Below are 20328 nucleotides of genomic sequence, written 5' to 3'. Positions count from 1 at the left end.
TTTTGATAGCATAAACTCTTTTACTTCTACATTACCAAGAGACTTTAATTCATTATTGTACATACTAATGCACCTCCATGAATCAAAGATAATATATTCTGCTTATTTTTTACACTGGTTTTTTTATTTTTGTCCTTGACATGGGGTACACTTTACCTTGTAAGAACATCGTGCGATGTTCTTTTTTTATTCCATCATAGCTTTCCTTATGCATAAATTGTACGTTCGCTAAATCTGCCTGCCCCCTTTGCTCGTATTATCGACTGGTATTTTAATTTTTTGGATACAAGTAGGATACAAGCAAATGCTACCTTATATACGGTAGGAGAGGTAATGGGAAGGAGCTGTTTGATCGATGCGAAAAAAGGTTACCGTATGTGGAGGGTTTTATCCGTCAGAACATCGCTATTTTAGCAAGACGTCATACATTGCGCGAGCACAAACGTATAGATGAAGTTTCTATATGAGAATAACCATCGCTCTAGCAGCTTCTATCCCCCCTTTTCCCTACTGAATCAGAAAAAAGCCCACGCAGCAATGCTTGCCGCGCAGACCCTCTGTATTTCTGTTTTTGCCTACTGCCGTATGGGAAGAAAAAACGTATCCCTGCAACTGCCCGCAATCTGTATAGCTTTATATGTCGTGCATGCCAGTCTCATAAGCTGTCCACAGTGTCTTTCAAGCAGCTGGATGCCACTACCTTGATACTGCACACGCATCTTCTTAGCGGCTGTCACCTTTCTAGCTACAGCTTTTCAAACAATGCCGCAGGTGCTCCACATAACGGACATACATAGTCCTCCGGTAACGGATCCCCTTCATAGATGTAGCCGCAAATCGTACATCTCCAGCCGCTCTTTTCACTCTTTTCCTGATAGCTTGGTGCATTTTTAGGAGTGGCTCCGTTTTTCACCTGATGATAGTAAGCATAGGTCATAACCTCTTCCTCACTGAGCACCTCTGCCTCTTCCACTTCACCTACAAACAGGACATGCGTCCCCAAATCAAGCGTCTTCACAACCTTGAGACTGTAGCGTGCCGCCATATGCTCACTGGGGTATGGCACACCGTGTGTATCTCTTTTATACGTACACTGCTCGAATTTGTCATTGTCCCTGCTGGAACAAAAGCCAAAATTTCTGATGATATCCATACCGCAGTTCTGTGTCAGCACCACTGCACTGAAGCGTCCGGATTTCTCAATCAGCTGCTCTGTATAATTGTCCTTGTTCAGGGTAACCGCAAGCTGAGCGGGAGATGAGGTTACCTGATGCAATGTATTCGCTACACAGCCTGCATCCTTTCCCTCTGATGTAGTTGAAATGATATATAAGCCATAGCTCAATTTAAAAAATGCTGTCTGATCCATAGTAGTTCCTCCTTTAATAGTAAGAATAATTCTTATTTTATAACTACAGTATGCGCCTTTTTCAGACATTTGTAAAGAGAACTGCCCAGACTCCATTTAAGTTTTTTTAAGAAGTTCTCCGTATGCGCAAACAGGGTTTCATGTCATAATACATATGAACAGGATTCGACAAATTTATACAATTTTCTATAAATTTTTCAAACTTTCTTCCTGTGTTATGCGTCTAATTACTGAAACAGCAAGATAGGAGACACGGTACATGAAACAGCGACTGCATCCGGACGATCTGGAATTCTATTTAAAATCAAATGAAAAACGCCTATATCGTCTGGCATATTCTTATATGCATAGCGATGCGGATGCCAAGGATATGCTGCAAAATGCTATCATCAAGGCATTTACCGGCCTTTCCAGATTACAGAACAGGGAATATATGGACACCTGGTTTTACAGAATCCTGATCAATACCTGTCTGGATCAAATCCGAAAGCTGCGCCGTGAATCTGTATATCCGCTGGAGGAAGACGCAATGCTGCAGGAGCATGAAGACATCCTCCTCAGTGAGGAGCTCCGTCAGCTGCTGTTTACACTGGATCCGAAAACCAGAACCATTCTCATCCTCCGCTTTTTTGAAGACCGCAAGCTGGATGAAATTTCGGACATCCTGTCTATGCCCCTGAGTACCGTGAAGACACGGCTGTACAAAGGGCTGAAGGACATGCGTATACAGATGGAGGAACAGGAGCTATGAAAAAGATAGAGAAGCTACGACAGGAGTACGAGAACCTACAGACGCCGCAGGATTTGGACAGCTTTATGGAATCCTGCATTGAGCATGCACAGAAAAAACAGAAGCGTTTTTCCTTTCAAGGCATGTGGAAGCCGGCGCTCAGTGCTGCACTTATAGGATATCTGATTATGCTGAATACCGTTCCGGCATTTGCCCAGAGTGTATTCGATATTCCATTGCTGGGTGATGTTTCCCGTATTCTCTGTGTCCGGGAATATAAGAAAACAAGTGATGTGGATTCTTTAAGTGTCAAGGTTCCAGAAGTGAAAAACACCGGAAATCCTGAGATGGAGGAACGCGTGAATCAACAGATCGAAGAGCGCATCAATAAAACCACCGAGCAGCTGTATAAGGATAGTGCACAGGTTCGGGAAATGATGAAAAAAGAAAAGGTAGAATCGCTGACTGCCAAAACCGAGGTCACGATCGATTATAAAATTACCTGCAATCAAAACGATCTGCTATCCTTTCAGATTATGACCAATTATCAGCTGAATACATCTATGCAGGAATATCAGACCTTTAATCTGGATTTAGCCAGTGGAAAAGACATCACACTGCAGGATCTGTTCGGTGCGGATTATGAGAAGATCATCAATGCCAGTGTCCGCAAGCAGATCAAACAGCGAACAGAGCAGGATGAAACTGCCAGCTATTTTGACGGAGCGATGGGATTTCAGGGAATCCGTAAAAATCAGCCGTTTTATATTGACGACAAGGGAAATGTTGTCATCATCTTTGAAAAATACTCCATTGCCCCCGGGTATATGGGGACTCAGGAATTTCAGATACCATGCAGTGAGCTTCACAAGTATACAGGAGGAAAGTAATGATGAAACCGGAATACAAAAGGAACAGACATATCAATCCAAAGCGGCTGATGCTGCTGATATTGATACCGGTGCTGCTGATTGCAGGCGGCTTCGGTGTTTATAAGATTATGGCAGAGGATACGTATGCTGCCTACAACACCTATGATGAAAGCAACAAAAAGGAAGGCACGATGGAGCATTTCACAGAGGAAAAGGAGGAAACCTATTACCTTTCCTTCTATTATCCGAAATTCGATGATAAACAGCTCAACGAGATCGTGCAGAAGTATCGCAGTACGAGCATACAGACCAAACGCAAGCATGAGGGAATGCTGTATATCAAGATTGACTATGCCAGCGAAAAGCTGTTTGATCAGTATATAAATCTTACCTTCACGCAGAAGCTGTACGATGCTGACGAAAAACAGATTGATGAAATCCGCAATCATTACACCTATGATACCAAGCAAAAAAGGCTGATCAGCGTTGCGGACGCTTTACGCAGAGATTATGTACAGGTGGTAAAAAAGCTAGCTGAGTCTGCAGGCATCAAAGTCTCCGGCATCCATGCTATGCGGGTACAGGTTGAAAAAAATGCTCTAATGCTCTACACCGGGAAGGAAACCAAAGGGATTTCACTTCCCTATCAGGAGTATAAGAAATACATCCGCCTTGCGAACCGAAACATTCCTTCATTATATCAGAAGGACGCGATCATTCCGGCAGAGCAGAAGGTGGATCCCAACAAGAAAATGATTGCCTTTACGTTTGATGACGGTCCGCATTGGCAGAATACTGAGATCATTATGAAGGAATTTGAGAAATACAATGGACGTGCCACCTTCTTCATGCTGGGACAAAATGTGAAGGATAAGACCACCGGTGTAGATCATACGGATATCGTGCGTGATATGTATCAGCGCGGCTTTGAGGTTGGCAATCATTCCTGGGATCATTCCATGCGTATTGCCGCTAGCAAAAGTGATGCGATGAGCAAGGCTGAGGTCAGTGATGAAATCTACAACACGCAGGATGCCATTTTTGCGGCATGCGGTGCAGATGCTACCATGTTTCGTCCTCCCTATGGTGCTTTAAACAGTAATGTACGCGCCGTATCCACTCTGGATTTTGCACTGTGGGATCTGGATACGCTGGACTGGAGCAATAAAAATTCTGATATCATCACCCAGAATATCATGAGCAATGTACATGACGGCTCCGTAATCCTTTTGCATGATATCCACGACTTCTCCAGAGACGCCATTGTACAGGTACTGCCAAAGCTGGAGGCAAAGGGGTATCAGTTTGTTTCCCTTTCCACATTGCGTAAATATAAAAATGAGAAGCTGGTGAATGAAAATATCGTCATTCCTTCTTCCATCGACTAGCATCATAGCAGCAGGCTCTTCATGATTGTCCGCTGCTCTGCCATATCGTTACCGGTATGGCTTTTTCATTGTCTAAAATACTACTGCATACAGGGATTCTCGAAAACGAGTATGTCGGGCATAAAGGCAAACACACGATAGCCAATACGCACATCATACCGTGCAAGCCAATTTCTAAAATTGATACTATCCGATTTCAGGCAGAGAGTGGATGAATCAACCTGACCAGCCTGACAATGCGGCGCTTCGCACCTTACAAAATCATGAAGATTTTGGTTTTTCAACTATCACAAGGTAAATTTTGTAAAAGAATGCTATAATATTACCAGATAGCTGTTTTGGAGGGATTATGAATACGAAAAGAAAAAAATTGAGGAAGGATCGACTGGCGATTCTGCTGGTAATCTGCGCTGTGGTCATCACCACAGTCGGCTTTGGAATATGGAAGATCACTAGCATGCTGTTCACAGATCCATATGAGGAATACAAGGCTTATCAAACAAAAGGAAAAGATTATGGGGATATACAACAGGTCAGTAAGGAATATGAAAATGAAGCATTTGTATCCTTTACCTACCCTGCGTATAAAGAAAAGAATTTAAACACGATTGTCAAGGCATATGAAAAAAAGGCTGTGACAGCTGCCAGTAAGGCAGAGAAGCAGATCACAAGCATTGATTATGACAGCTCACTGCTTTTCGACCGCTATGTGAATCTGGCATTTCACAGGTATACATACGATGCTGAGGGTGTGCAGAGGGCAACGGAAACGACGTGGATTTTATATGATAAAAAGCAGGGAAAGCAGCTTGTTCTGGATGATGTATTACGCCGTGAATATCCCGTATTGGTGAAAAAGCTGGCTGACAGGCAGGGCTGGAAAAAAGAGATAAAGCGTGATATGCGTGCTCTTTCCATGACAGAGACAAGCCTGCAGCTTCATCTGGATGATAAGCATACCGTTTCCATTCCATATAAGGACTATAAGAAATACATAAAGCTGAAGGATACGCAGATCCCATCGCTGTATCAGGCTGATGCGGTGTCTGCTAAGCCGCAGCCAAAGGTTGATCCAAACAAAAAAATGATCGCCTTTACCTTTGATGATGGACCAAGTGCCTATACCACCGAGGTCATGGATATATTTGAACAATACGATGGACGAGCCACCTTCTTTATGCTGGGACAAAACGTAGAAGCAAACAGTGCTACCGTGAAGGATATGCACAAACGCGGCTTTGAGCTTGGAAATCATTCCTGGGATCATGCTATGGAGCTTGCGGCTTCCAAAAAGGGATACATGTCTGTTGCACAGGTGACGGAAAACATCTATAAAACGCAGGATGCTGTTTATGCCAGCTGTGGTGCAGAGCCACGCTATTTCCGCCCGCCCTATGGTGCAGTCAATGACAATCTGTTAAAGGGGAATTATCTGGGCTATGCGTTCTGGGACATTGATACAAGGGACTGGTCGAGTAAGAATGCCGCTAGCATCACCTCGGCAGCGTTAAACGGAGCGAAAAATGGAAATATCGTTATTTTATTTCACGATATTTATGAGCCGAGTGTTGAAGGTCTGAAAGCTATCCTGCCTGAGTTAAAGAAGCAGGGCTATCAGTTTGTCACATATTCCACCTTGATGAAATATGAAAAGGACTATCTGTTAAAGCTGGATGCCGGCTACGGCGTACCGAAAGCCTATGCTAACGGGCATTAGAGCTGCGCATTATGCACAGCTCTTTTTTCAGGTTTGTGCTATACTTAAGAAAAGAGAATAAGGAGGAAACAATTTATGCTGAATGAAGTATGGACAAGACAGAGCATACGGCGTTATGAGAACAGAGACGTAGAGGACGAAAAGCTGATGGAGCTTCTTCGTGCTGCCATGCATGCGCCAACCGCCCGAAATACGCAAAGCTGGCGGTTTATGGTTATTCGCAATCGCAAAGCCCTGGATGAGATGACAACCCTGCAGCCGTATACAGGTATGATGAAAACAGCGCCCTGTGCCATCCTTGTGATGGGAGATCGCACAGTGACAGATTTGGATGAATATCTGTACTGTGACTGCAGTGCCGCAATCGAAAATATTCTGATTGAAGCACGCCATCAGGGACTGTCAACCTGCTGGTGTGCCGTGGGACCGCGCAGGGAGCGCATTGATAATTTCCGCAGATATTACGGATTGAAAGAGGATTTACTTCCGGTTGCGGTCGTCGCTGTCGGCTATGGCTGTGAAGAAAAAGAAATTGCAGACCGCTTTGACCCAGACAAGATTTCATACTTCGACTGATGGATGAAGGATACCGTGTTACTCTTAAATGAAAAACGCAAAGGCATCGCTGTTATAGGATGCCTTTGCATTTTTCATTTTGAAAATCACGATGCTGCAACAAGCCAGAGAATGCCTTTGCATTACCAGAACCATTTGCTTCAGCTACCATGTTTGCTGTTTTGGTATAACCGCTGATTTAAGGAAAGTATTTCCGCCTGTCATAGCTTGTAATCTCCAGTTCAATACCTTCACTGTCCTTCAGAAAAAATGCATAATAGTCCTCACAGTATTCCGGATAATATCTTGGCGCATGAACAATCTGCATCTTCATCTGCATGACCTGCTCGTATAAGCAATCCACTGTCTGCGTATCTTCTACCATAAATGCCACATGATGCAAAGCTCCAGGCTTCCTGCGGCTGAGCTTTTCCTTTTCAAAACAGCTCCGCGGACTGACAATACCAATAGAGAACGCCGCATGATGGTATTCTATTATTTCATATGCATTTGCTTCCTTACAATCATATTCCTTATAACGCAGGTCAAAGCCAAGCAGTGGCAAAAATTGATCATAAAAGCATTCAGCACGTTTTAAATCACGAACGGTGACATGCAGATGATCAAGTAAAGGCGTCATATCAATCACCGGTATATTGCTTTATCCATGCTTCATCGGCAGGAAAACAACGATGAACACCGTTTTCATATGCCGCAACCATGAGCGTTACCTTGCCATCCTGCGCAACAACATAAGGAAATTCCTTCAAATTCGTTACAGCAGCACAATTCCCATGCGTATCCATAGCAATCATGGAGATTGCATCGCACGCATTTCCCGCCTGCTTCATACGTGCCATATGGGTATCCAGCACCTGAACCAGAGCATCCTGAACAGCAAGCCCTGCACGCATCAAATCAACAACCCGAATAGACAGACAGCCGCGCATGATGTCTTCCCCAAGACCGGTTGCCGCCGCGCTTCCAGCCAGCGCGTCACTGTAAAAGCCGGAGCCGATCACAGGACTGTCCCCTACTCTGCCGGCATGCTTCAAAAACAACCCCGAGGTAGAAACACCTGCAGCCATTTCATCCTCCTTTGCGGCGAGTACACAAACGGTATCGTGTCCGTCATACGCCTTTAATTCCACGTCTTTTTTTGCCTGTTCCCATCGCTGCTTTGATGCTTTGGTAAGATGATTTGAAAACGCAAAGCCCTCTCGTTGCGCATACGCCTCCGCTCCCTTACCGGCAAGCAGGCAGTTACAGTGGTTTCCGCACAATGATGCTGCGACCTCGATTGCGGATGCCACATTCTCAACCTCTATCACTCCGCCGAAATTCAATGTTTTTCCATCCATATAGGCTGCATCCAGCTGTACCTGCCCGTCGATGTTGGGAAGACCTCCGTTTCCGACGGATACAAATTCCTCCCGTTGCTCTACGTCCTGTATCGCTGTAAGTATGGCTTCCTTTACACCATGCTCCTGCAAAACCACGGCTCCCTTGCGGATACCGTCATATGCCATCTTCCATGTTCCTATCATCGTCTGCTTCATTACGCAATCCTCCGTTTTCAGTATGTCTAAGCTATTGCTTCCTTATTTTCCATGTTTATTATACAGGAAAAAGCCGCAGGTATGAAGCATTATTCGCACGCTCCGCACATTGATATCCAATTCCCTGCAGAGCGCCACCTCACAAGCCGACCTCCCTGATTCCTATATAAAAAAGACCGCCCTATGACAACAAGGCGGTTTCACTGTTCTTTTCTGTATGCTTACAATCTTTGCTTCCTTTCTACAGCAGCGGATCAACGGCATCCGTATTGATATCACGAATCGTTTCACAGCTCTGATTGAATTTTGCCTGATCTACTTCATTCAGATCCAGCTTTACGATTTCTCGGATTCCCTGACGGTTGACAACTGCCGGAACACCGATATACAGTCCCTCCTGTCCATATTCGTTATTCTGATATGCGGATACAGTCAGGATGACATTCTCATCATCCAGAATCGCATGAACCAACCGGTTTAACGACAATCCGATTCCATAATAGGTGGAGCGCTTCCGCTTCACGATTTCATAGCCCGCCTGCTGTACATTGGTGTAAATATCATGCAGATCGGATAAATCTCTGCCCTTTTCATCCAGCAGGTCCAGCAGATTCTTACAGCCGACATAGGCATTGGTCCATGGCACAAAGCTGGAATCCCCATGCTCCCCCATAATATAGGCATGTATATTGCTCGTGGAAACATCCAGATACTCACTCATCATATAGCGAAGACGTGCCGTGTCCAGAATGGTACCGGAGCCGATGACACGCTCCTTCGGCAGACCGCTTACCTTTTGCGCAACATAGGTCATGGCATCCACGGGATTGCTGGCAATCACCAGTATACCGTCAAAGCCGCTCGCCATAATCTGCTCTGTCACGCTTTTGATAATCACCGTATCCCTTGCAGTAAGATCCAGACGAGTCTCTGTCGGCTTCTGCGTAACACCGGCCGTAATCACAACAACCGCAGCATCACGGCATTCCTCATAGCCGCCTGCCTTGATACTCATTTTACCTCTTGCATAGGGCAGACCATGCTGCAAATCCATCGCTTCTCCGATTGCCTTTTCCTGATCCACATCAATCAGCACCAGCTCGTCGATTCCCCCGGTATTCAGAAAGCTGTATGCCATACTCATACCGACAAAGCCACAGCCGACCAATACGATTTTTCTTTTCTCATTCATAGATAAACTACCTCCAGATATTCTATTCACTCATTACTTTACCATAAAAAAGAAGATAAGAAAACGGCAATCATTTCCTTATCCCCTGTAGAAAACTGTCTGAATCAAAGCAGCGGGTCAATGACATCCCGATTGATTTCCTGTAAGGTCCTGCAGCTGCTGTCGAATTTAGCCTGATCGACCTCATTCAGCTTCAAACGAACTACCTCCCGAATTCCCTGTCTGTTCACGATTGCAGGCACACCGATATACAAGCCCTCGTGTCCATATTCCTTTGACTGGTAGGCAGATACGGTGAGGATGACATTCTCATCATCCAGAACAGCATGAACCAGTCGATTCAAGGAAAGTCCGATGCCATAGAAGGTAGCCTTCTTGCGATTGATAATTTCATACGCTGCCTGCTGTACATTGGTGTAGATGTCATGCAGATCGGATAACGGCTTTCCTTTTTCATCCAACAGCTCCAGCAGTGATTTGCTTCCTACATAGGCATGTGTCCATGGCACAAAGCTGGAATCCCCATGCTCTCCCATGATATAAGCATGCATATTGGAGCTGGATACATCCAGATATTCGCTCATCATATAGCGAAGACGTGCCGTATCCAAAATTGTTCCGGATCCAATCACACGCTGTTTTGGAAGACCGCTCACCTTTTGGGCAAGATAAGTCATACCATCTACAGGATTGCTGGCAATAATCAAAATTCCATCAAAGCCGCTTGCCATGATGCTTTCCACGACACTTTTCATGATTCTGGCATTTTTCGCTGTCAGATCCAGACGCGTTTCATCCGGTTTCTGAGCAGCTCCCGCTGTAATTACGACAATGCTCGCATCCCTGCAGTCTGCATAGTCTCCTGCATAAATTTCCATTTTTCCTCTGGCATATGGCAGTCCGTGCTGCAGATCCATTGCCTCTCCGACTGCTTTTTCCTTTGCTACATCAAGCAGCACCAATTCATCAATTCCTCCGGTGCTCAGAAAACTATATGCCATGCTCATACCGACAAAGCCGGTACCAACCAGTACGATTTTTCTTTTTTCACTCATTGTGAAGCCTCCTTTGCATGGGTTGTCACTATATGTTACCCATATCTAACCACAATATACCACGCACCTTGAAAAAGTGGAAGAAAAATGACCGAAAACGTTTCGATTGTATGAACAGCATCTGACTTTGCCTTAAAACGCCTATTTCGCATAGCAAACTACCTCCTGCACTTGTTAAAGCTCTGATCACGGTTTGCTTCCTCAACAGCCATTTCCATGATTGCATATAGGAAGGCTGCGATCCCATTTTCTGTTTTTGCATTTTCCCTGTTATATTCTGCAATTCCATGCTTCATGCTTCGTAATCCTGCGGTTCCTATATAATAAAAAAAGATCAGAAGCAGCATAATTTTGCTGTAGACCTTCTGATCTTACGCTTGTCCTCGATTACAAACGACGGGCATCGCTTACTGAATAAGCTGTTTTAATATCTCAACATCCTCTTCGCTGCCCTCACCGTCAACCTTATACAGACATGGGACATTGTATTTTTTTGAGATAACATCACCTGCCCAGCCAAAGGTTGCGGCATGACGTTCTCTGCTTCCTCCAGCTACAACACCCTTTAAGCGATCGGCGTTGTTTTCCAGAAAGCTTTCCACGATGTTCGGTACGACACCATTGCCATCGGTATAAGTGAATAAAATATAATCACCTTCTGCTGTTTCTGTACCGTTTTCTATTTTCATTGCGTCAAGCGCAAGCTTTCCTATCAATTTTTCAGTTTTTCCCATTCTGGATGCATATACGTATTTCATAACATGACCTCCTTGTTTGTCTGTCTGAATATTACCACAGGCTAACAGTCAAAGCAATTCTGATGCCCGACAGCCTCTAAAATCTCTGAAGGAAATCAAATAATAGGAATATTTTATATTATCAACAGCTCTACATGGCTGCTATATGGTATCCGCTGTTTCGCACATGCTACAGAAGTGTCCAGAAGGGATGTGCTTTCATAGCTTGTTTTCAGGAAATCACTCCTCCCGCATTGCCTGCCAGCTTTCCTGTCACAGTCCAGACAAGTCTGCTGTTATCCCTATATTGATGGCTTTTTACTGCTATCATATAAGAAAAGAGGATTCCTACGATAGAAGCGAAAGCCGTATAAAATCCTCTTTATTCTCGAATAGCTATGCTATGCAGATATTCTCACGCCTTCGCTTACAGATCATCCACCAATGCACTGCTTTTCGCATAGGCAGAGGAACGTGCTTCAAAGAAATCGGTCTTAATCAGATTGGCATTTGCATACATAGACACCCATTCCATAGATTTCGGTTCATTTTCAAAGCCGTCATACAAAGAGCCAAAGCCAAGAGAATTACTGCGAAGATTTCCCAGGTAATGAATATAATCGGATACCATTTCCATCGTCAGTCCCTCGATATGATTTCCTATAACATATTCTCCCCAGCGGATTTCCTCCTCAACGCCATGGCGCAGCATTTCCTTATATTCCGCAATCAGATCGTCCGTAAACAGCTGTGGCTCCTCCTTCTGCAGCTCGAGAATCATGGAACGAAACAGCCAGAGATGTGTGTTTTCATCGCGGTTGATATAGCGAATTTCCTGTACAGAGCCAGGCATTTTCCCCATACGCCCCAGATTATAGAAGAACATAAAGCCGGAATAAAAGTAGATACCCTCCAGGATATAATTCGCCATCATCGTCTTCATCAGATGTTTGCCGTCTCTATGCGTTTGGAAATCATTATATAAATCACCGATGAATTTATTTCGATTCAACAGGCGTTCATCATCCTTCCACTGGTACAGTATATCGCTGCGTTCCTGCGGAGAACAGATGGAATCCAGCATATAGCTATAGCTCTGCGAGTGAACTGCCTCCTGAAAGGCCTGTATCGTCAGACACAGATTCACTTCATTTGCCGTAATATATTCTCCTACGTTCGGCAGATTCGCTGTTTGGATAGAGTCCAGAAAAATCAGAAAGGACAAGGTTTTGTCATAGGCCGTTTTCTCTGCCTCACGCAGTCGACGATAATCCTTCACATCCTGATTCAGATTGATTTCCTCAGGAATCCAGAAATTATTCATCGCCTGACGATACCAGTCGGACACCCAGGTATACTTCATATTATTAAAATCATTCAGATTGGTCGTATTGCCATTGATCATGCGGCGCTTTCCGACCTCGCAATCCCCGTGTTCATTAAACAGAGGCTTTCGTATTAAATCACTCATAAGTTCTCCCTTCTACGATGCGCAGGATTCGCATTCCTCTACTTCCAATGATTTGCTGCGAACATAATATATGGTTTTCACCCCATATTCCCATGCGTGAATATACAGCATCAGAACCTGACGCAGAGTAAATTCATTGGTGATATACAGATTGACAGACTGTGCCTGGTCGATATGACGCTGTCGGATACCGGCAGAACGCACAACCCATTCCTGATCGATCAGATGGGCGTTCTTATACAGCCAGAAGGTTCTTGCGTCCAAATCCGGTGCAACCCGGGCAATCATACTGCCCTTTTTTTCCTCCAGAAAATATTTATTCATAATCGGATCCACTCCGGCTGTTGTTCCGGCGATGATGGAGGTAGAGCTTGTCGGCGCGATCGCCATCAGCCATGCATTCCGCATACCCTGCTCACAAACCTGCTGTGACAGACGGTTCCATGCGTCGGATGCATAGCCGCGCTTTGTGAAATAGGCGCCACTTTGCCAATCGCTTCCCGCAAACATCGAATAGCTGCCCTTTTCCTTCGCCAATGCAGTGCTTGCCTGAATCGCATAGTAATTGATTTTTTCAAAAAGGGTATCCGCAAACTGCAGATGCTCCTCGGACTCAAACCGCAGACCCTGCTTTACCAGCATATGATGATAGCCGCTGACACCTAACCCGATCGGGCGGTATTTGCGGTTTGTTATTTTCGCATAGGGTATCGGATAATAATTCAAATCGATTACATTATCCAGCGCACGCACGATCACATGGATGATATGGGAAAGCTCTTCTGCATTGCTTACATCGATATTTCCCAGTGACAGACTCGCCAGATTGCAGACGACAAAATCTCCGGGCTTACTTTCATTGACCACTACAGTTTCTCCGTCAACCTCTACAATACGGCTCTCTTCCAGCTTTAGCGCCTTCATATTTTGCGCGATTTCCGTACAGAGATTACTGCTGTAAATCATACCGGCATGTGCGTTTGGATTCATACGATTCACATGATCACGGTTAAAGGTAAACGGTGTACCGGTTTCCACAGCTGATTTCAGAATCAGACGCACCAGATCCTTCAGTACCATCGATCGCTTCGGCACCCGCGGATCCTGCACACAATCAAAGTAGCGCTCTTCCCATTCCTCACCATAGAAATCCTCCAGATGATAGCCCTTGATCTTATGGATTTCATGCGGACACATCAGATACCAGATTGCATTCAAATCCTCTTTCGCCAGTTTCCAGAACAAGTCCGGATAACAGACAGCCGGAAACACGTCATGTGCCTTCATACGGTCATCCCCGTTGTTGGTTCTCAGATTCAAAAATTCGGGGAGATCCTTATGCCACGCATCCAGATAGACGGCGACTGCTCCCTGACGAACACCCAGCTGATCAACTGCGGTTGCCGTATCGTTGACAAGCTTGATCCAGCGAATCACACCGCCTGCGGCTCCTTCAAAGCCACGGATATCACTGCCGTTTGCCCGAACCTTACCAAAGTACAGCCCCATACCGCCGCCGTATTTGGAAACCTGTGCAAAATTATCCACACTCTTGTAAATATTGTTTAAGGTATCCTCTACCGTGTCAATGAAGCAGCTGGAAAGCTGATGATACGGCTTGCGGGCATTGGACATGGTCGGTGTCGCCATGGTTACCTGCAGCTGCGAGAGAATATCGTATATCTGCTTTGCCCAGTACATTCGCTCCTGCTCCGGCATTGCCAGATGCATGGCGATTCCCATAAACATCTCCTGCGGGGTTTCCAAAACCTCATGGGCATGGGAGCACATCAGATACCGTTTCTTGACAAGCTCCAGACCGCTGTAGGTAAACAGATAGTCACGCTCATCCTTCAGATAGGCCCCCAGCTCATCTATCTGCGCATCGCTGTAGGCCTTACGGATATAATCACCATAATAGCCCTGTTCCTCCAGATACTTCAGTTTTTTGCTGAATACGGGAAGCTCCAGCTTTTGCATGCGGGCACTGATTTCCTCATGCAGCTGATAGGAAAGAAAACGGGAAGCGATATATTCCCATTTCGGAGCCTCCTTACGAATCAGTTCAACACTTGCCTTGATCAGCATTCGCAGCCGTTCATCACTGCCCATATCCGCTTTCAAAAAGGAATGAAATTTCATGAGCAGATGACGCAGATCATACACCTCATCCGGATATTGCTGCTGAATATCTACTAATATGCTGTAAAGGTCTTCATTTTGCAGTGCATGTACAAGATCATGCACAACCTGCCTTGCTTCCGTTCTCTTCTGACGATACAGAATATAATTTTTTGCTTCCTTATAAAACTGATGCTGCATCAGTTTTTCCTCGACTAAATCCTGAACGACCTCAACACTCAGCTGTGCGCCGTCCGCTGCCGCCACCGTTGTAATATCTTCAATCATATCCTTCAATACCGCTTCTTCTATACTTGTTCCGGTACTGCGGAATGCTTTCCTGATTGCCTGTGCAATCTTTTCTCCTTCAAATTCCTGAAGTTTTCCGTCTCTTTTCTGTATCTTCATACACATACCACCTATCTTGTATTAGTATAGGTGGATTGGGCATGTTCACGCAACTTAAATGCCTAAGAAAAAACTGCCAATTCCTGACAGTATTCTCTATTATTAAGATGCCTTCTGAATATAGCAGCTCATATGCAGGATGATTCGTAAAATATCAATGCTTCATTGAAAAATCCATAATCAGTGATATCCTGAGTTCCTTTTCTTCTGGCTTAGATTCAGCAACCATCCGTGTGATGGTAACCGTTGCGCAATCACTCCTAATTGTTTCACCATTATGCGGCAAGGCAGTATTCTTATTTATAAATTCCAGAAACCGTGCTGCTATTCGTTTGCATCTGGCAGTGAACGGATATCCTTACGAAGAAAGTATAAAAGGTTTGCCGCCTTTTCTTCAGTGTTGGATAAACCCTTTGGCTGAATACAGTCTGGTACACAGCTGTCAATATGCCAGCCGCCCAACGTATACAAAGCCATAGGCTGCTTAACACCCACAGCTTTTTTGCGTGTTGTTCTCTTTATCAACTTCTTTTTCTCTAAATACATGATTGATATGCGTTCTTATATTTTTTCATCATGTCCGAAACGTATTCAGAATGTAGTTTGTTGGTAAAGCTTTCTGCAAATTGCTCACAAATACAATAGGAACTGGAGACTATCCGCATGTCCCTAAGCGTTGATATAGTTTTCTGTCACGCAATGTAAAAAAAGAGACTTCAGAAATGACTGTATCCGACATTTAAGAAATCTCTCTATCACTTTTACCTAAAATAAGTGAGATACACAAATAGCACCTATCCTATTTTTTCATCAACTGGTTAATTTTCATCTCATACGGAGTTCCCTTAAGATCCCTTGACGCCGCCTGCAGATGCTCCTTCTTCTTCTTTTCATCCTTCAAATAGCTGTACTGCAGTGCCAGCATGTAGTGGAACATTCCCTTTTGTGCTTCCTGCAGCTCCTCATTTTTCAGCTGCTCTTCCATATCATCGATATAACTGGTCTTTTCCTCCAGAAGGATATCGTAGATAACCTGGCATTCCTGCGTTATGCTCTCATCCGCAATCTTTTTCATACGTTCCAGCAGCGTTTTACACTTCTTCCTGCTGTCTTCATCCAGATAGTAATAAAATGCCTTAATGACAACATCCAGCTCCTGCTTTTTATTCATCCGCATGCTCAGGATCAAATCAAAGCACTCCTCGATTTTTTTCTTATCCGCTTTCATAATATAGCCGTTTAAGCGCATATACTCGCGGTTGAACGGAGGATAGAAATACTTGCAGGGAAGGGAATCCAGAAGCTTGAAATACGCATCGAAATCACCCTGCTGCATATGCTTCAGCAGCTTCTTTAAAATGCTCTGCTTCCATACCTGTGTGCCGACAATCAGAACGATCGTAATAACAACGGCCAATATAATAATTTTATAGTCCATAGTACACCTCAATTTTCATTAAGATTATTGTACTATATCTCACTGTCTTTTTCACTTAAAATTTTCATTTTCTGCAGAAAAACAAGAAAATTTGTACACAATGTTGATTTTTCAAAGTCTGACCTTGTAAACCATAACGACAGCAGCCTCCTTCCGGACAATGTATCCGCATCCTTTGTATACATTACTGTCTGGGATAGGCTTATTTAAAATTACGAAGACGAAGCGCGTTGCTGACGACGCTCACGGAGCTGAAAGCCATCGCAGCACCGGCAAATACCGGAGACAGCAGCGGACCGCCAAACAGATGTAGCACACCTGCTGCGATTGGAATCCCCAGCGTATTGTAGAAGAACGCCCAGAACAGGTTCTGCTTGATATTGCGTATGACAGCCTTAGATAAACGAATGGCCGTTTCCACGTCCTGAATATTATCCTTGACTAAAACGATATCAGCACTTTCCACCGCAACATCACTGCCGCTTCCGATGGCGATGCCAACCTCACTCTGTATCAGCGCCACCGCATCATTGATGCCATCTCCAACCATGGCAACGATTTTCCCCTGTGCCTGCAGCTTTTTGACTTCCTCTCCCTTTTGATCGGGAAGCACCTGTGCAATCACATGGTCAATTCCTGCAGCTTCCGCAATCGCTGCCGCTGTTATTTTATTATCTCCTGTCAGCATGACTACATCGATCTGCTGTTCACGAAGACGGCGTATCACATCGTTTGTCTGCGGCTTCAGCTGATCTGCAATCGCGATAATCCCATAAATATGAGCGGATGTTCCAATCCAGACAACTGTTTTCCCCTGCTTCAGCCATGCCAGCTCCTGCGCAGCATATTCCTCACAGGAAGCTCCTGCCAGCTCCAGAAATGTGCGGCTGCCCGCATACCAGGTCACATCGTTCCACTCGCCGCTGAGTCCGCGTCCGTTGTGCGTTTCAATATGTGTTAATGCCGAACCGCTGATATGTTCTTCCTTCGCTTTTTCCAGAATAGCCGTTGCCAGTGGATGACGACTTCCTGCCTCCAGAGATGCCGCAATCGAAAGCAGCTTTTGCTCATCATCAGCTGCCATATCGGTTACAACCGGCTTTCCGATTGTCAGTGTTCCTGTTTTATCGAACACAATCGTATCGATACCGCTCGCTGTTTCCAGCGCCTCCCCGCTTTTCATAAAGATACCAAACTGTGCAGCCTTTCCGGTTCCCACCATGATGGCAGTCGGTGTTGCAAGACCAAGCGCACACGGACAGGCAATGACCAGCACGCTGACAAAGATCGTCAGTGCAAAGGCAAAGTCCTGTGTGGAAAGATACCAGAGCAGTGCTGCCACAAAGGCAATCGCCATAACCGTCGGTACAAAATACAGGGAAATCTTATCCGCAATACGTGCAATCGGCGCTTTTTTGCCCTGTGCCTCCTCCACCATACGGATGATTTTCGCAAGTGTGGTATCCTCTTCGATCGCATTGCATTCCATAACGATTCTGGCATCCAATGCAATCGTCCCCTGAATCAGAGCATCCCCCTGCTGCTTGGAAACCGGCATACTTTCCCCCGTCAGCATGCTTTCATCCACACTCGCATGCCCCTTTTTCAATACACCATCCACCGGAATATGCTCTCCCGGCTTTACCACAAGCAGATCACCGACCGTGATTTCCTCTACCTGAATTTCCACCTCTTTGCCATCCCGCAGCAATGTCGCATTGCTTGGACGCAGCTGCAGCAGCGCAGAGATTGCCCCTGTGGATTTCTTCTTGGAAATACTTTCCAGATGCTTTCCAAACTGCACCAGCGCTACAACAACACCGGCAGATTCAAAATACAGACTGTGCACCGCATGCAGATTGCCCTGCAGAATGGAAAACAGGGAGTACAGCGAATACAGATAGGCACTCCCCGTACCAACCGCCACCAGTGTGTCCATATTCGGTGCCTTGTGAAATAAAGCCTTACCTCCTCTGGTAAAGAAATGACGTCCCAGAATAAGAATCGCTGTTGCGAGAATAAACTGAATAAAAGCGAAATTAAACGGATGCGTATCATAATGAATGAGATCGGGCAGTGGCAGCCGGATATTGCCCAGCATATGTGACATACCGATATACAGCAGGATAAAAGCCAGAACCAGCGTGGTATAAATTTTTACAGCTTCATAGTCCTTTTTCTCAGCTTCTTCCTGTCGCTCCACATGAAGCGTTCCGTGATAGCCGGTATTCTGAATGATTGCCAGAATTTCCGACAGCTTGATTTTGTGCGGGTCTGCATCCACGATTGCCATATTGGTGACAAGGTTGATGCTGACAGCGGATATTCCCTCCGCTTTTTTCAATGCATGCTCCAGCGCTGCGCTGCAGGAGGAACAGGTCATGCCCTCCACATCAATGCGATATGTTTTCATTGCTTCCTCCAGCAGGGTAAAGCCGGCCTTTTCCACTGCTGTTGCCCAAGCCTCAACATTCTTTTTCGTAAAGGTGATGCTCACCGTATTCATTACCAGATTCACACTGGCTTGCTCGATTTCCTCAAAGCGGTTTAACACCCGCTCTACAGCCGCACTGCAGGCCGCACAATGCATACCCTCTACACGATAGGTCTGCTGCTTGGCTGCAGCACGCTCCTTCATATGAAAACCGCCCTTTTCCACAGCCTGCATAGCCGCTTTTTCATCGAAACCATCCGCAATGCTGATCACAGCTTCCTCCATGACCAGATTTACAGCGGCGTCCTCTACCGCAGGCTGCCGCTTCAATATGTTCTCTACCGAGGCGGCACAGGCTGAGCAGTGCATCCCTTCTATTTTATATGTTTTGTTCATTACGTTTTCCTTCTTTCTATTTCAGCAGTGCCGCGATTACGTCTTCAATCTCACGGACCTTTTCCTCGGCATCCTGTTCCTCAATGGCAGTCAGCACACAGCTGTGCAGATGACCGCTCAGAATATGCTTATTTGCTTTTTTCAGCAGCGCTGTAGATGCTGAAATCTGATTTGATATATCGATACAGTAACGCCCCTCTTCAATCATGCGAATGATACCATCGATCTGTCCGCGTGCTGTCTTCAGGTTCTGAAGGGCTTTTTTACGTTCATCGCTCATCGTTCTACCTCCCCCAGGGGGTGCCCTGGTATGCTCCCATTATAGTAGCTGTCCTTCCGCCTGTCAACTCTTTTGACTTTTTGTATAACTGAAGGGCTTTTCAGAAAAGCAGCCGTCCTGTACATAGCTGCCTGAAAGCGTAGGAAGGGCTTTTGTGATTTGGCCTTCAAAATGCTGCTATGCTCATAATCCCACGCAACAGGCATATCCAATCTGCAATAGCCTGCCAAAGGAAACATACAATGAATTCTTACAATTTCAATATATTTCTACACTTTCACATGTCCTGCACACGATTGTACGATATAATGAAGACATGTGCGGAGGTTATCGACATGATTAAGAAAAAACTATACATCCTTGTGCTGAGTCTTTTGATCACTGCATCCCTTATGCCGGTATCAGCCAGTGAAAAGACGCTGCAGGACGATGAAACATATCATATCGTCAGTGTGGAAAAGGATGGTACCTATACCATCCTTCAGATTGTTGACAAAAGCCTATACCTTTTCGTAAGGACATAGGCTTTTTATTGTATATAGGCAATTTTCGAAATGAAATTGTCTTTTTTTGTATATTTTGAAGGATATATTGAATTTTTTGATG

19 protein-coding genes are annotated in these 20328 nt (G+C 45.1%); 6 read left to right on the top strand and 13 right to left on the bottom strand.

Annotated features, from left to right (window positions below; translation table 11 throughout):
* Positions 1-745 precede the first annotated feature (745 nt).
* Complete coding sequence (locus tag NE665_RS20645) at positions 746-1369, bottom strand: flavin reductase (protein ID WP_117443689.1); 624 nt, start codon at positions 1367-1369, stop codon at positions 746-748.
* 259 nt (positions 1370-1628) lie between these two features.
* On the opposite strand from NE665_RS20645, the gene NE665_RS20640 reads away from it, so the two are divergent.
* The 5 genes from NE665_RS20640 to NE665_RS20620 all read left to right on the top strand — a co-directional run bounded on the left by NE665_RS20640 (position 1629) and on the right by NE665_RS20620 (position 6652).
* Positions 1629-2120 (top strand): RNA polymerase sigma factor, encoded by a 492-nt coding sequence (locus tag NE665_RS20640; protein ID WP_117443688.1) that lies wholly within the window; start codon positions 1629-1631, stop codon positions 2118-2120.
* Positions 2117-2989, top strand: a complete 873-nt coding sequence (locus NE665_RS20635; protein WP_117443687.1) for a DUF3298 and DUF4163 domain-containing protein — start codon at positions 2117-2119, stop codon at positions 2987-2989. Before NE665_RS20640 ends, NE665_RS20635 begins: the two co-directional genes overlap by 4 nt.
* The gene (locus tag NE665_RS20630) at positions 2989-4359 is read left to right on the top strand and encodes a polysaccharide deacetylase family protein (RefSeq protein WP_117443686.1); all 1371 of its coding nucleotides are present in this window, start codon (positions 2989-2991) and stop codon (positions 4357-4359) included. Before NE665_RS20635 ends, NE665_RS20630 begins: the two co-directional genes overlap by 1 nt.
* Before the next feature lie 349 nt (positions 4360-4708).
* Complete coding sequence (locus tag NE665_RS20625; protein ID WP_117443685.1) at positions 4709-6076, top strand: polysaccharide deacetylase family protein; 1368 nt, start codon at positions 4709-4711, stop codon at positions 6074-6076.
* A 75-nt stretch (positions 6077-6151) separates the two neighbouring features.
* Positions 6152-6652 (top strand): nitroreductase family protein, encoded by a 501-nt coding sequence (locus NE665_RS20620; RefSeq protein WP_117443684.1) that lies wholly within the window; start codon positions 6152-6154, stop codon positions 6650-6652.
* Between the two features lie 178 nt (positions 6653-6830).
* On the opposite strand, the gene NE665_RS20615 is transcribed toward NE665_RS20620, so the two are convergent.
* The 12 genes from NE665_RS20615 to NE665_RS20560 all read right to left on the bottom strand — a co-directional run bounded on the left by NE665_RS20615 (position 6831) and on the right by NE665_RS20560 (position 19722).
* Positions 6831-7271: a VOC family protein gene (locus tag NE665_RS20615; protein ID WP_117443683.1), complete on the bottom strand. Its 441-nt coding sequence runs from the start codon at positions 7269-7271 to the stop codon at positions 6831-6833.
* A gap of 1 nt (position 7272) precedes the next feature.
* Entirely contained in the window at positions 7273-8190 is a 918-nt protein-coding gene (locus NE665_RS20610; protein ID WP_117443682.1) for an isoaspartyl peptidase/L-asparaginase, read from the bottom strand.
* A 241-nt stretch (positions 8191-8431) separates the two neighbouring features.
* The gene (locus tag NE665_RS20605; protein ID WP_117443681.1) at positions 8432-9382 is read right to left on the bottom strand and encodes an L-lactate dehydrogenase; all 951 of its coding nucleotides are present in this window, start codon (positions 9380-9382) and stop codon (positions 8432-8434) included.
* A 104-nt stretch (positions 9383-9486) separates the two neighbouring features.
* Complete coding sequence (locus NE665_RS20600; RefSeq protein WP_117443680.1) at positions 9487-10437, bottom strand: L-lactate dehydrogenase; 951 nt, start codon at positions 10435-10437, stop codon at positions 9487-9489.
* A gap of 158 nt (positions 10438-10595) precedes the next feature.
* The gene (locus tag NE665_RS20595; RefSeq protein WP_178759755.1) at positions 10596-10733 is read right to left on the bottom strand and encodes a hypothetical protein; all 138 of its coding nucleotides are present in this window, start codon (positions 10731-10733) and stop codon (positions 10596-10598) included.
* A gap of 111 nt (positions 10734-10844) precedes the next feature.
* Entirely contained in the window at positions 10845-11195 is a 351-nt protein-coding gene (locus NE665_RS20590; protein WP_117443678.1) for a class Ib ribonucleoside-diphosphate reductase assembly flavoprotein NrdI, read from the bottom strand.
* A 406-nt stretch (positions 11196-11601) separates the two neighbouring features.
* On the bottom strand, positions 11602-12645 hold the full coding sequence (locus tag NE665_RS20585) for a ribonucleotide-diphosphate reductase subunit beta (protein WP_117443677.1): 1044 nt from the start codon (positions 12643-12645) through the stop codon (positions 11602-11604).
* A 12-nt stretch (positions 12646-12657) separates the two neighbouring features.
* The gene (locus NE665_RS20580) at positions 12658-15174 is read right to left on the bottom strand and encodes a ribonucleoside-diphosphate reductase subunit alpha (RefSeq protein WP_117443676.1); all 2517 of its coding nucleotides are present in this window, start codon (positions 15172-15174) and stop codon (positions 12658-12660) included.
* 324 nt (positions 15175-15498) lie between these two features.
* Complete coding sequence (locus NE665_RS20575; RefSeq protein ID WP_233104800.1) at positions 15499-15699, bottom strand: hypothetical protein; 201 nt, start codon at positions 15697-15699, stop codon at positions 15499-15501.
* 274 nt (positions 15700-15973) lie between these two features.
* A complete protein-coding gene (locus NE665_RS20570) occupies positions 15974-16612 on the bottom strand; it encodes a hypothetical protein (protein WP_117443675.1) in 639 nt (212 codons plus the stop codon).
* Positions 16613-16814: 202 nt separating this feature from the next.
* Positions 16815-19442 carry a heavy metal translocating P-type ATPase gene (locus NE665_RS20565; RefSeq protein WP_117443674.1) on the bottom strand — a complete coding sequence of 876 codons (2628 nt, stop codon included), beginning with the start codon at positions 19440-19442 and terminating at the stop codon, positions 16815-16817.
* A gap of 16 nt (positions 19443-19458) precedes the next feature.
* Positions 19459-19722 (bottom strand): metal-sensing transcriptional repressor, encoded by a 264-nt coding sequence (locus NE665_RS20560; RefSeq protein WP_117443673.1) that lies wholly within the window; start codon positions 19720-19722, stop codon positions 19459-19461.
* Between the two features lie 335 nt (positions 19723-20057).
* Between NE665_RS20560 and NE665_RS20555 the strand changes: the two genes are divergently transcribed.
* A complete protein-coding gene (locus tag NE665_RS20555; protein ID WP_233104801.1) occupies positions 20058-20246 on the top strand; it encodes a hypothetical protein in 189 nt (62 codons plus the stop codon).
* The last annotated feature ends 82 nt before the right edge of the window (positions 20247-20328 follow it).

The sequence above is a fragment of the Clostridium sp. DFI.1.208 genome, from assembly GCF_024463855.1.
In the GTDB taxonomy this organism is placed as follows: Bacteria; Bacillota_I; Bacilli_A; order Erysipelotrichales; family Erysipelotrichaceae; genus Clostridium_AQ.
The sequence above is the reverse complement of the archived record's forward strand: the minus strand, read 5'-3'. Positions and strand labels throughout refer to the sequence as shown.